The 12,542-nt window shown below is 64.6% G+C and carries 11 protein-coding genes; 5 read left to right on the top strand and 6 right to left on the bottom strand.

Annotation, left to right across the window (positions count from 1 at the left end; translation table 11 throughout):
- Nucleotides 1-68: 68 nt before the first annotated feature.
- Nucleotides 69-1,406 carry a DEAD/DEAH box helicase gene (locus ACF8C6_RS14260; protein WP_392499894.1) on the top strand — a complete coding sequence of 446 codons (1,338 nt, stop codon included), beginning with the start codon at nucleotides 69-71 and terminating at the stop codon, nucleotides 1,404-1,406.
- A gap of 126 nt (nucleotides 1,407-1,532) precedes the next feature.
- Here ACF8C6_RS14260 and ACF8C6_RS14255 read toward each other — a convergent pair whose 3' ends face one another.
- Nucleotides 1,533-2,510: a zinc-dependent alcohol dehydrogenase family protein gene (locus ACF8C6_RS14255; RefSeq protein WP_392499893.1), complete on the bottom strand. Its 978-nt coding sequence runs from the start codon at nucleotides 2,508-2,510 to the stop codon at nucleotides 1,533-1,535.
- A 135-nt stretch (nucleotides 2,511-2,645) separates the two neighbouring features.
- On the opposite strand from ACF8C6_RS14255, the gene ACF8C6_RS14250 reads away from it, so the two are divergent.
- Nucleotides 2,646-3,374, top strand: coding sequence for a substrate-binding periplasmic protein (locus tag ACF8C6_RS14250; RefSeq protein ID WP_392499892.1), 729 nt, complete (start codon nucleotides 2,646-2,648; stop codon nucleotides 3,372-3,374).
- Between the two features lie 7 nt (nucleotides 3,375-3,381).
- Here the strand turns inward: ACF8C6_RS14250 and ACF8C6_RS14245 are convergent, their stop codons facing one another.
- The gene (locus ACF8C6_RS14245) at nucleotides 3,382-4,104 is read right to left on the bottom strand and encodes an rRNA pseudouridine synthase (RefSeq protein WP_392499891.1); all 723 of its coding nucleotides are present in this window, start codon (nucleotides 4,102-4,104) and stop codon (nucleotides 3,382-3,384) included.
- A gap of 99 nt (nucleotides 4,105-4,203) precedes the next feature.
- Here ACF8C6_RS14245 and ACF8C6_RS14240 point away from each other — a divergent pair, with 99 nt between their 5' ends.
- Nucleotides 4,204-5,331, top strand: coding sequence for a PQQ-dependent sugar dehydrogenase (locus tag ACF8C6_RS14240; protein ID WP_392499890.1), 1,128 nt, complete (start codon nucleotides 4,204-4,206; stop codon nucleotides 5,329-5,331).
- 91 nt (nucleotides 5,332-5,422) lie between these two features.
- Here ACF8C6_RS14240 and ACF8C6_RS14235 read toward each other — a convergent pair whose 3' ends face one another.
- The gene (locus tag ACF8C6_RS14235) at nucleotides 5,423-7,627 is read right to left on the bottom strand and encodes an LTA synthase family protein (RefSeq protein WP_392499889.1); all 2,205 of its coding nucleotides are present in this window, start codon (nucleotides 7,625-7,627) and stop codon (nucleotides 5,423-5,425) included.
- 172 nt (nucleotides 7,628-7,799) lie between these two features.
- On the opposite strand from ACF8C6_RS14235, the gene ACF8C6_RS14230 reads away from it, so the two are divergent.
- Nucleotides 7,800-8,633, top strand: coding sequence for a S1 RNA-binding domain-containing protein (locus ACF8C6_RS14230; protein ID WP_392499888.1), 834 nt, complete (start codon nucleotides 7,800-7,802; stop codon nucleotides 8,631-8,633).
- 209 nt (nucleotides 8,634-8,842) lie between these two features.
- Here the strand turns inward: ACF8C6_RS14230 and ACF8C6_RS14225 are convergent, their stop codons facing one another.
- The 3 genes from ACF8C6_RS14225 to ACF8C6_RS14215 all read right to left on the bottom strand — a co-directional run bounded on the left by ACF8C6_RS14225 (nucleotide 8,843) and on the right by ACF8C6_RS14215 (nucleotide 11,040).
- Nucleotides 8,843-9,502: a TetR/AcrR family transcriptional regulator gene (locus ACF8C6_RS14225; protein ID WP_392499887.1), complete on the bottom strand. Its 660-nt coding sequence runs from the start codon at nucleotides 9,500-9,502 to the stop codon at nucleotides 8,843-8,845.
- A 215-nt stretch (nucleotides 9,503-9,717) separates the two neighbouring features.
- Entirely contained in the window at nucleotides 9,718-10,104 is a 387-nt protein-coding gene (locus tag ACF8C6_RS14220) for a hypothetical protein (protein WP_392499886.1), read from the bottom strand.
- Between the two features lie 12 nt (nucleotides 10,105-10,116).
- Nucleotides 10,117-11,040 (bottom strand): LysR family transcriptional regulator, encoded by a 924-nt coding sequence (locus ACF8C6_RS14215; protein WP_392499885.1) that lies wholly within the window; start codon nucleotides 11,038-11,040, stop codon nucleotides 10,117-10,119.
- 108 nt (nucleotides 11,041-11,148) lie between these two features.
- Between ACF8C6_RS14215 and ACF8C6_RS14210 the strand changes: the two genes are divergently transcribed.
- Nucleotides 11,149-12,495, top strand: a complete 1,347-nt coding sequence (locus tag ACF8C6_RS14210; RefSeq protein WP_392499884.1) for an aspartate aminotransferase family protein — start codon at nucleotides 11,149-11,151, stop codon at nucleotides 12,493-12,495.
- The last annotated feature ends 47 nt before the right edge of the window (nucleotides 12,496-12,542 follow it).

Genomic DNA, 12,542 nt, shown 5'->3' with positions numbered 1-12,542 from the left:
CAGTGCGGCGCGGCGGTCGAGCGAGTAACCTATGCAGCTGTTTTTTCGATTGTGCCGAGGTAAGCCCCGTGTTCTCCCAATTCGCCCTGCATGAACGCCTGCTCAAGGCCGTCGCCGAGCTCAATTTCACCGAGCCGACGCCGGTGCAGGTGGCGGCCATTCCGCCGGCGCTGGAAGGACGTGACCTGCGGGTGACGGCGCAGACCGGCAGCGGCAAGACCGCGGCGTTCCTGCTGCCGCTGCTCAACCGTCTGCTCGGCGATGCCAACTCGAAGAAGCGCACCGACGTGCGCTCGCTGATCCTGCTGCCGACCCGCGAGCTGGCCCAGCAGACCCTCAAGGAAGTGGAGCGTTTCTCCCAGTTCACCTTCATCAAGGCGGGCCTGGTCACCGGCGGCGAGGACTTCAAGGAGCAGGCCGCACTGCTGCGCAAGCAGCCGGACATCCTGATCGCCACGCCGGGCCGGCTGATGGAGCACCTCAACGCCGGCAGCCTGAGCCTCAAGGAAGTCGAGGTGCTGGTGCTGGACGAGGCCGACCGCATGCTCGACATGGGCTTTGCCGAGGACATCGAGCGCATCACCAGCGAGTGCGCCAATCGCCAGCAGACCCTGCTGTTTTCCGCCACCGGCGGCGGCAAGGTATTGCGCGAGATGATCGCCAAGGTGCTGCGCGAGCCGACCCACCTCAAGCTCAACAGCGTCGACCAGCTCAGCGAAACCACGGTGCAGCAGATCATCACCGCCGACGATCCCGTGCACAAAGAGCGCCTGGTGCAGTGGCTGCTGAGCAACGAGACCTACCGCAAGGCCATCGTGTTCTGTAACACCCGCACCCAGGTCGATCGCCTCTACGGCCACCTGGTGGCGCTGGACTACAAGGCCTTCGTACTGCACGGCGACAAGGACCAGAAAGACCGCAAGCAGGCCATCGACCGTTTCCGCCAGGGCGGCAGCAAGGTACTGGTGGCCACCGACGTGGCCGCCCGCGGCCTGGATATCGAAGACCTCGACCTGGTGATCAACTTCGACATGCCGCGCAGCGGCGACGAGTACGTGCACCGCATCGGCCGTACCGGCCGCGCCGGCGCCGACGGCCTGGCCATCTCGCTGATCTGCCACAACGACTGGAACCTGATGTCGAGCGTCGAGCGCTACCTCAAGCAGCGTTTCGAGCGTCGCGTAATCAAGGAGCTGAAAGGCAGCTACCAGGGGCCGAAGAACGTCAAGGCGTCGGGCAAGGCCGCCGGCGTGAAGAAGAAAAAGACCGACAAGAAGGACGGCGCCAAGAAGAGCGCTGCCAAGCCGAGCGCCAAGCGCCGGCCGAGCGCACCCAAGGCACCTTCGGCGCTGGTCAGCCAGGACGGCATGGCGCCGCTCAAGCGCAAGAAGCCAGCGGCGGAGTAAACGAGAAGGGGCCGAAAGGCCCCTTTCTCTGCCTGCTCTTTTTCGCGGCTGAAGCCGCTCCCACGCGGCCTATGCAGGTTGTTGTGGGAGTGGCTTCAGCCACGATGGGCTACACCGCATGGTTGTTCACGGCACGATCAGGATCTTGCCGTCGCGCTCGCCACTGGCGGCCGCGGCTACTGCTTCCTTGATCTGGCTGAGGTTGTAGGTGGCGGCGATGCGCGCCTTGAGCTTGCCGCTGGCGATCAGTTGGGTCAGCTCACCGAATACCTTCATCTGCTCGGCCGGGCTGGCCTTGCGGAACCACTTGGCCAGCCAGAAACCGCGCAGGGTGATATCGCGGAAGACGAAGGACGTGGCTGATACCTGGCAGGGCTCCCCGCTCATCAGGCCATAGTTCACCAGCGTACCGCTCTCACTCAGGCAGGCGGCGATATGGTCGGTGGCGGCGCCGCCCACGGCGTCGATGCCGAGCATCAGCTTGGCGTCGCCGATGGCTTCGCGCACCTGCTGGTGCAGGTGTGGGCCATCGACCAGCACCACATCACCGCCTTCGGCCTTGACGCCCGCGACCGCCGATTCACGGCGTACCACGTTGATGGTCTTGAAACCGCGCAGCTTGGCCAGCTGGATCAGGTAGCCGCCGACGCCAGAGTTGGCGGCGTTCTGGATTACCCAGTCGCCGGGTTGCAGGTCGACGAACTCGCTCAGCAGCAGTGAGGCGGTTGGCGGGTTGACGGTCATCATCGCCAGTTGCTGCGGGTCGGCATCCGGTAGCGGGATCAGCTTGTCGGCGGGTGCCTGCAGGTGGCTGACCCAGGTGCCGCAACCCACCGGCAGCAGCACGGTCTGACCGACCTTGAGGTGCTTGACCCCTTCGCCGAGCTGCTCGACACGGCCGACGCCTTCGTTGCCACCAATGGCGGGCAGTGGCGGTAGCATGCCGTACTCGCCGGTCAGGGTGAGCACATCGGACGGGTTGATCGGTGCGGCCAGTACCTTGACCAGAGCCTGGCCGGCGGCCAGCGGCGGCAGCTGCAGTTCCACGGCGGCGATGACATCCTGCGGCACCTTGCCGCGTTGCTGGTATTCGGCTTTGAGCATGAGGGTTCTCCCAGTGGTGAGCGGAGAGTCTAGCGCCTGCCAGCTGACGGCGGATGAATGGGGCAACATCGTCTCACATGATGGTTGTGCGGACTTCTGGCGCCTATGCTTGGGCCATTGTCTGAGGGGGGATGCATGTTTCGATGCCTGTGGCCGCTGCTGTTTGCCCTGTGCGTACCTGTTGCCTCGGCGGAAACCCTGCGCATTGGCTTTGGTACCCACAAACCGCCCTATGTGTTCGAAGGCGAACACCGCGGGCTGGAGTTCGACATCGTCGCTGCAGCTTTGCGTGAGGCCGGTTACGACATGGACGTGCGGCACGCCCCCATGGAGCGTCTGCACCTGGCCTTGCGCCGTGGTGAGCTGGACGCCATCGCCACCACCAACCCGCGCAGTGGCATCGAGGCGCATTATTCGGCGACCTATATTCACTACCACAACCAGGCGGTGGCCTTGTCTTCGCGGGGCTATCGCATCGACAGCATCAATGATCTGAGGGGCTATTCGATCAGCAGCTTTCAGCGCTCGCGCTATCTGCTGGGTGAGGAGTTTCAGGCCATGGCCGATGCCAATCCGCGCTACCGCGAGGAGGCCTTGCAGATCAATCGCAATCGCCTCCTCTACAGCGGGCGGGTCGATGTGGTGATCAGCGATCCGCGCATCCTGCGTTTTTTCAACCGCCAGGTGGCGGATCAGGTGGATGTTACCCAGCCGCTGACCATCTACCTGCTGTTTGCGCCCACTCCTTACAGTGTGGGCTTTCGCCAACCCTTGCAGCGCGACCGCTTCGACCAGGGTTTGCAGGCGATTCGCGACAGTGGCGAATACCTGCAGATCGAGCGGCGTTACGCGGATTACCGTTGAGCCTTCCTTAAAACTTTTCGTTCGCGCCCAGATAGCGCCAGTGTCCGACCGGCAGCTTGGCCAGGCCGGTGCGACCGAAGCGCAGGCGGCGAATGCCCTGCACCTGCAGGCCAAGGCTCTCGCACATGTGGCGCAATTGCCCTGGCTGCACGGCCTTGATGGCGAAGCGCAGGCGGTTCTCGCTCTGCCAGCTGACCTTGCACGGCGGCACCGTGACGCCCTTGTAGGTCTGGCCGAATGACAGGCGCTTGAGGCCGCGCTCATCCAGGCTGCCGGCAACATCAACCAGATACTCCTGCTCCAGCGTCGCCCCCTTGTCCTTGAACAGACGGATCACCCCGGGGCTCTGGCTGAATACCAGCAGCCCGCTGGCATCGGTTTCCAGCGGAGTCAGCAGTTCCAGGCGGCGCAGATGGCGCTGCAGGGGGCGCATGCCGCTGGGATCATCGGCCCAGCGATGGGCGTGGCTGAGCAACTGCTGGCAGGAGTTGGCTCCCAGGCCGCAACCCAGGCCGGCGGGCTTGTTCAGCAGCAGGGTGATGGGCGGCTGGGTCTCGGCCTTGGCGCCCGGCAGCAGGGCAACCTGCTGGTGGGTGACGGGGAACTGCGGCTCCTCGACCACCACCCCATCCACCGTGACCCAGCCATTCTCGATATACAGCTCCGCTTCGCGCCGGGAACAGGCGATTTGCTGGATCAGGCGTTTGGACAGGCGTTCGGCTTCGGTCATGGCGGCGAGTGTCACATCGGGAAATGAAAGGCATTGTACCCGGCCTGGGCTGGGCGCCGGTGTTGGGCTACAAGGTTAGCGTCGAGAAGGAGGGCGAATATGAAACATCTACTGATGGCGCTGAGCCTGATGCTGAGTCCACTGGCCATGGCCGAGCGCAGCGAGCTGGGTGAGCTGCAAGTCACCGAGGTGGTCGGCGACCTGCAACACCCCTGGGCGCTGACCTTCCTGCCGCAGGGGCAGGGCAGCCTGATCACCGAGCGGCCGGGGCGCTTGCGCTGGCTGAATGCGCAGGGGCAATTGAGCGAGCCACTGGGGGGTGTGCCTGAGGTCTATGCCAAGGGCCAGGGCGGCTTGCTCGACGTGGTGCTGTCGCCGCAGTTCACTGAGGATCGCCTGGTCTATCTGAGTTATGCAGAGGGTGATGCTCAGGGGGACAAGGCCGGTACGGCCGTGGGACGAGGGCGTCTGCGTGAGGACATGGGCGCGCTGGACGACTTCCAGGTGATCTTCCGCCAGCAGCCGAAGCTGTCGAGCGGCATTCACTTCGGCTCGCGCCTGGCGTTCGATCGCGAGGGATATCTGTTCATCAGCCTGGGCGAGAACAACCAGCGGCCCACCGCCCAGCATCTGGACAAGCTGCAGGGCAAGCTGGTGCGCCTGCAGGCCGATGGTCGCGTGCCGCCCGACAACCCTTTCGTCGACCAGCAGGGCGCGCGGGCGGAAATCTGGTCCTATGGCCACCGCAACCCACAGGGGCTGGCGCTCAACCCCTGGAGTGGGCGTATCTGGCTGCATGAGCATGGTCCGCGTGGCGGCGACGAGATCAATATCCCGCGCAAGGGCCTGAATTATGGCTGGCCGTTGGCGACGCACGGGGTCAACTACAGCTTCCTGGCCATTCCCGAGGCGCAGGGCGAGCGGGTGGCTGGCACCGAGGCGCCGCAGCATGTCTGGGAAAAATCGCCGGCCATTTCCGGCATGGCGTTCTACACCGCCGAGCGGTTTCCGGCCTGGCAGCACAACCTGTTCATCGGCGCGTTGGCCGACCAGTCGTTGATCCGTCTGCAGTTGGACGGCGACAAGGTCGTTCATGAGGAGCGCTTGTTGAAGGACAAGGACTGGCGGATCCGCGATGTGCGCCAAGGGCCGGATGGTTATCTCTACCTGTTGACCGATGCGCCGGACGGCAAGTTGATCAGACTGGGGCTGGAGAAGGGGCAATAGCGCTAGCCCCTTTTCAGGCAACTCGGCCGTAGCCCGGATGCAATCCGGGAAGCAGGCAACACCGCCCCGGATTGCATCCGGGCTACCGCTGTTAGTGCGCTGCGGCTTCCCGCGCCGTGTCGACGCTCTGGTCGGCCACCAGCTCTGGCGGCAGCGGCTCGGTGACCACGCTGAAATCGCTGATGCGAATGGCGCCGTGGCCCTCGCCGAGCAGGTGGAAGGAAAAGGCCTTGCGCGTCTCGGGGTTATCGAAGTCGAAGCTCAGCGCCACGCTCTCGCCGCGCTTGAGTGGTGGCAGCGCCGGGATGGGCAAGGCGTTGTTGCGGTCGTATTCCTTGGTCAGCAAACGCAGGGTCGCACCGTTGCGGTCCAGGCGCACGGCCTCGATCTTCAGGGTCACGCGGGTGCGGGTGCCCTTGGGCAGCTCCAGATACTGGGCGCCGATCAGGTTGTCCGCCCACGCGTCACGAGCCTCGGGGCGCAGTTCGATACGCTCGCGGTTGGCGAACTGGTAGCGCTGGCCGACCTGCCCGCCGGTGATGGACTGGTCGAGCAGCGCCGCGCGCTGGCTGACCAGCCGCGCCTGGCGACCGCTGAACCGGCCCAGGTATTTGGCCGAGTGGGCGATGAAGCCGCTGCTCTCATAGCGCCGGCAGACCTGCTGGAAGTTGCACTCGGTGAACACCTTGCCGTCGTGTTGGCGCAGCAGGCCGTTGGTGTAGGACATGATCTCGCGCGGCGTTGCATAGTCGCGCAGCAGCGAGCGACCGGCGATGTTGTCCGGTATCGGCAGGTCGAAGTAGTCGAGCATCGAGGCGGTCAGGTCGACATGGCCATACACGCCGCGCTTAACCTCCGGCAGTTTGTCCTGCTCCGGGGCCAGTATCAGGTTGAAGCCCCAGGCCGAGGCCAGGCGCACGTTCTCCAGGCCGTGGGATTCGTCGGAGGTGACGACGACCAGGGTGTCCTTGAGCACGCCTTGTTTTTGCAGTCCGCCGAGGAAGTCGGCAATTGCATCGTCCAGGTAGGCGATGGCGGCCTGCTTGGCCGTGGGGTAGCGCGCCAGGTACTCCTTGGGCGCGGAGTAAGGTTGGTGTGTGCCGACCGTGAGCAGGGTGAGCATCCACGGCTGCCGGTCCTGGCGCAGCTGCTGGACGTACTTCAACGCACCCTCGAAGTAGGCCTTGTCGTCCATGCCCCAGGGAAAATCGAGGTAAGGCTTGTTCTTGAACCATTCGCGGCCGTGGGTCTGCTCAAAGCCCATGTGCGGCATGATCTGGTCCTTGGCCATGAAACGCAGCCCGGCGCCCTGCAGGAAGTGCGTGCGAAAGCCCATGCTGCGTAGCTGATGCGGCAGGCACTGCAGATTGCGGGTTTCGCTATTGAGCAGCTCAACGCCTTTGGGCGTGCCGGAATCGAGCTTGCCGTAGTCGCCGCAGAGCATGGCGTACAGGCCGCGGATGGTCTGGTGACTGTGCAGCACATAGTCCGGCGTGGTCATGCTGCGCTCGGCCCACTGGCTCAGGCGCGGCATCAGGTCTTCTGCGTAGGGGGTGCCGATCAGCTGGCGATTCCTGGCGATATAGGCGCCGGGAATACCCTCCATCGCAATAATCAGCAGGTTGCGTGCCTTGCCCCCTTCGGGCAGCAGGGGCGTGCCGGACATATCCAGCTTGCTCAGCCCGGCGATATCCGCTGGCAGGCCCGACTCATCGCCGGCGTACCAGTGGTCTTCCAGAGCCAGGCGCACATGGCTGGCGCCTTCGGCCAGCAGCTTGTGGGGGAGGTTGAACAGGCGCCACTGGTCGTCTTCGCTGGGCGCGACGTATTGCCCGGCGGCGTGACCAAGCAGCAGCGCGACCGGTAGCGCGTAGGTGTAGCGGGGGATCTGCGGACCCTGGCGGCGGCCCAGCAGCAGGCAGGCCAGCACAGTGGCGACCAGCGCGCCGGCCAGCAGTGGATAGCGGATACCGCTCCCCTGGGTCGACTGGCTGACGAACTGCGGATCACTCAGGTACTTGAGGTCACTGGGCTCGGGCATGCGGCCGACCGCGTTGATCAGCTCGGCGTTGCCCAGCAGCAGCAGTGCCCAGGCGATGGCCAGTGGTACGGTGAGCCAGGGGCGGCGGTAGCACAGCAATACAAGCAGGCTGCCGATGCCCAGGTCGGAGGCATAGCCCGGCCAGCTCGACCAGCCCAGCCAGTAGCGGCTGGCCATGGGCAGAAGCAGAAACAACGAGCCGAGGGCCAGAAGCGACGCGGCAGGATAAGGCAGCCAGCGGCTGGAAGGATGCACAGGAGCTCCAGGGAAAGGCAGCGAGAAGTCCGTGTAGTTCAGACAGAGGGGCGAGGCCGAAGTTTGCCTGCCTGCCATGATTTTGAAACATGCGCGTGCTATGTGCCAGCGATGGCTGTATCCGCATGCTGCCGCGGCTTAGAATGTCGGACTTTTGCCTCAGGTGACGACCATGGCTCTGATCGGGCGCTTCAATTCAATGCAGGTGGCCAAGCTGGCCGACTTCGGCCTCTTCCTCGACGGCGGCAGCGACGGCGAGATCCTTCTGCCCAAGCGCTACATCCCCAAGGACGAGCCCTGCGAGGTCGGCGACTGGCTCAATGTGTTCGTCTACCTGGACAGCGAAGACCGGCTGATCGCCACCACCGAGAAACCCAAGGTGCAGGTCGGCGGCTTCGCCAGCCTCAAAGTGGTGGATATCAACCGCATCGGCCTGTTCTTCGACTGGGGCCTGCCCAAGGACCTGCTGATGCCGCACTCCGAGGAGAAGCGCCCGCTGCAGGTCGGCGATTACTGCGTGGTGCACGTCTACCTCGACCGCAGCCGCCGCATCACCGCCACCGCGCGCCTGGACCGCTATCTGGACAAGACGCCGGCCAACTACCAGGTCGGCCAGGAAGTGGACCTGCTGGTCGTTGAGCAGACCGATCTGGGCTTCAAGGCCATCATCAACGGCCAGCACTGGGGCCTGATTCACAAGAACGAGGTGTTCAAGTTCCTGCGCGGCGGCTCCCAGGAGAAGGGCTTCATCAAGGAACTGCGTGCCGACGGCAAGATCAGCCTGAGCCTGCAGCCGGTCGGCCAACAGGCCCGCGATGAATTGTCCGAGCAGATCCTCGGCGCCCTGCGCGATGCCGGTGGCAGCCTGGCACTGTCCGACAAGAGCCCGCCCGAGGCCATCAGCAAGGCCTTCGGTGTCAGCAAGGGCAATTTCAAGAAGGCCATCGGCGGCTTGTTCAAGCAGGGCCTGATCCGCATATTCGACGACCGCATCGAGCTGATTTGAAGCCGCGCTAGCTTGGGCTGAGGCGCCGCGCGCCGGAGCCCAGCGTAGCGAGCCGTGGGCTTCTGGATGATGTCAGCGTATCGCGGCGCTTAGAGGCGGGCATCGGTGGGAGCGGCTTCAGCCGCGATACGGAGCAACAACAAAGCATCGCGGCTAAAGCCGCTCCCACCGTCCTTCCAGTGCAGTAGCGTCGCCGACTAACGTTCGATCTAGCCCTGCTTGGGCGGCGTCAGGCCCAACCCCTTGAGGATGATGCGTTCGAGGTTGTCGGCGGCATCTGCGTAGTCGGCTTTCTTCAGGCTGCTCTTGCCGGTGAACAGGCAGATCTGGCTGGCGAAGTCGGCGTAGTGCTGGGTGCTGCCCCACAGCAGGAAGATCAGGTGAGCGGGGTCGACCGGCTCCATCTTGCCGGCGTCTATCCAGGCCTGGAACACGGCGGCGCGCTGGCGGAACCACTCGCGGTAGTCCTGGTTGTAGTGGGCGGTCAGGTACTGGCCGCCGCTGATCACTTCCATGGCGAAGATGCGTGAGGCCAGCGGCTGGGTGCGCGAATACTCGATCTTGGCGCGGATGTAGCGCGACAGCGCCACGGCCGGGTCGTCTTCGGCGGTCAGGTTGCTGAAGGTGGCGTCCCACTGGTCGAGGATGTTGTTCAGTACGGCAATGTACAGGCCCTGCTTGCTGCTGAAGTAGTAATGCAGGTTGGCCTTGGGCAGCCCCACCGCCTGGGCGATGCTGTTCATGCTGGTGCCTTTGTAGCCGTGGCGGGCGAACTCGACCTCGGCGGCGGCGATGATGGCTTGTTCGTTCTTCTGGCGGATGCGGCCGGCAGGTTTCTCGGCGCTGGGGGCGGGGGAGGATGCGGGCATCGGGGATTCCGTACTGAGTGATCGGTTTCGTGTGCGCACTGATACCCCACGACGGGTCACGAAACAACCCCTGCGTGTCAAAAACGTGTGCTTTTTGTAGGAAGTGCAACTGTACCGGTGAAAGCCGGAGAAAACGCGCCAAAAATTCGACTGTTCAGGTCCGCCCAATGGCGCTGGAAAAACGACAAAAAGCCTTGTGGTACGCGCGTTCCAGCTTAGTCGGCGTGGTCGATCGAACTGTGGATCAGCAGCCCGGCAGGCGTGCGAGTCAGCACATAGGATTCACACCAGCTGAGCAGCGGCTGACCGGCTTCATCCAGCAGCTCCCAAGTCAGGCTGGCGAACAGGTTGTGCGCGCCTAGCGCCTGGGTGTGCAGGTCGTGAAAGCGGCAGGTGCGGCAGCCTTGGCGGAAATACTCATCGAGCACCTGCTGGAAGTAGGCAGCGATCTGCTGCGTTTCGCTGAACAACCGGGCCTGGCCCTGGTCATCCAGCGCCAGATAGGGCAGGCCATAGCGCTGGGCGATCAGCGCGCCGTCGGCGGCGGCGAAGTCTTCGGCGAAGCGGGCGAAGAACTGCTGCGCCTCTTCTCGGGTGTCCATTGGCAACGCCTGTCACAGACCGGTGCCGGCCAGCGCTTCGAGGAAGGTTTCCAGCACCAGTTGCGGGCGCCGGCCCTTGCGTGTCACCGAGGCCAGGGTCAGGTCGTAGTAGCGTTCGTTGGGCTTGAGTACGCGCAGGCGGCCCTGCTGTACCCACTGCTGGGCGTAGTGATCCGGCAGATAGCCGATGTAGCGCCCGGTCAGCAGGAGGAAGGCCATGCCCTCGCGGTCCGAGGCGCTGGCGGTGCAGTTGAGCACCTGATACTGGCTCTGCACCTCGGCCGGCAGGCGGAAGGTCGGGGCAATGGCTTCCTGGGCGTTGAGGCGTTCGTCGGCCAACTGGCTGTCGTCCACGTAGAACAGCGGGTGGCCTACGGCGCAGTACAGCAGCGAGCGCTCGTCGTACAGCGGCTGGTACTCCAGGCCGGACAGCGGATGGCTCTGCGGCACCACACCAACATGCAGGCTGCCGTCGAGCACGCCCTGTTCCACTTCCGAGGGCGGCGTCATGCGGATCTGGATGCGCACGTCCGGGCCTTTCTCCTTGAGCCGCGCCAGCGCGTGGGTGATGCGCATATGCGGCACGGTCACCAGGTTGTCGGTCAGGCCGATATGCAATTCGCCGCGTAGCTCGCGGTGCAGGCCGTTGACCCCGTTGCGAAAGCTCTCCAGCGCGCCGAACAGCTGCAGCGCCGACTGGTACACCTCGCGGCCTTCCTCGGTCAGGGCGAAGCCGGCGCGGCCGCGCTGGCACAGGCGCAGACCCAGGCGTTGTTCCAGGTCGCTCATTTGCTGGCTGATCGCCGAGCGGCCGATGCCCAGCACAGTTTCCGCGGCGGAGAAGCCGCCGCACTCGACCACGCTGCGGAACAGGCGCAGCAGGCGAATCTCGAAATCACTGACCTGGGCCAGCGGGTCTTGGCGGCGTGTACTCATTGTTTACTCATGGCTAAAGTAAATATTCGAAGATTTGGATTTTCGTGACTTTATGCCCGTGGCACCTTTCGTTGCAACAAGACCACAGTGCCGCTCTGGAGAGCCACGATGAACATGCCGCAGACCGAAATCCCGTCCCTGGCCAGCCAGCTCAAGCTGGATGCCCACTGGATGCCGTTTTCCGCCAACCGCAACTTCAAGCGCGACCCGCGCCTGATCGTGGCCGCCGAAGGCAACATCCTGATCGACGACAAGGGCCGTCGCGTGTTCGACAGCCTGTCCGGCCTGTGGACCTGTGGCGCCGGCCACAGCCGTAAGGAAATCCAGGAGGCCGTGGCCAAGCAACTGGGCACCCTCGACTACTCGCCGGGCTTCCAGTACGGCCACGCGCTGTCCTTCAAGCTGGCCGAGAAAATCGCCGACCTGATGCCGGGCGAGCTCAACCACGTGTTCTTCACCGGCTCCGGCTCCGAGTGCGCCGACACCGCGGTGAAGATGGCCAAGGCCTACTGGCGCCTGAAAGGCCAACCGACCAAGACCAAGTTCATTGGCCGCGCCCGTGGCTACCACGGCGTGAACATCGCCGGCACCAGCCTTGGCGGCATCGGCGGCAACCGCAAGATGTACGGCCAGCTGATGGACGCCGACCACCTGCCGCACACCCTGCAGCCGCACCTGGCCTTCACCAAGGGCATGGCCGAGACCGGCGGCGTGGAGCTGGCCAACGAGCTGCTCAAGCTGATCGAACTGCACGACGCCTCCAACATCGCCGCCGTCATCGTCGAGCCGCTGTCCGGCTCCGCCGGCGCCATCATCCCGCCGAAGGGCTACCTGGAGCGTCTGCGCGAGATCTGCACCCAGCACAACATCCTGCTGATCTTCGACGAAGTGATCACCGGCTTCGGCCGCATGGGCAAGTGGAGCGGCGCGGAATACTTCGGCGTCACCCCGGACATCATCAACGCCGCCAAGCAGATCACCAACGGTGCCATCCCGCTGGGCGCGGTGATCGCCTCCAAGGAGATCTACGACACCTTCATGCAGCAGGCCACCCCTGAGCACATGATCGAGTTCACCCACGGCTACACCTACTCGGCCCACCCGGTCGCCTGCGCCGCCGGCCTGGCCACCCTGGAGCTGCTGGAGCGCGACGGTCTGCTGCAGCAATCCGCTGCCCTGGCGCCGCACTTCGAGAACGTCCTGCACGGCCTCAAAGGCAGCCAGCACGTCATCGACATCCGCAATTGCGGCCTGGTCGGTGCCCTGCAGCTGGCCCCGCGTGACGGCGACCCGACCATCCGCCCGTTCGAGGCCGGCATGGCGCTGTGGAAGGCCGGTTTCTACGTGCGCTTCGGTGGCGACACCCTGCAGTTCGGCCCGACCTTCAACACCAAGCCGGAAGAGCTGGACCGCCTGTTCAACGCCGTCGGCGACGTACTGAACAAGCTGGATTGATGCACCGCTTCCACCCCTCTCCCTCTGGGAGAGGGGCCGGGGGTGAG

Origin of the sequence: Pseudomonas sp. zbq_18 (assembly GCF_043102245.1) — a bacterium.
Taxonomy (GTDB): Bacteria; Pseudomonadota; Gammaproteobacteria; order Pseudomonadales; family Pseudomonadaceae; genus Aquipseudomonas.
This window is presented reverse-complemented; position numbering and strand designations above follow the sequence as displayed.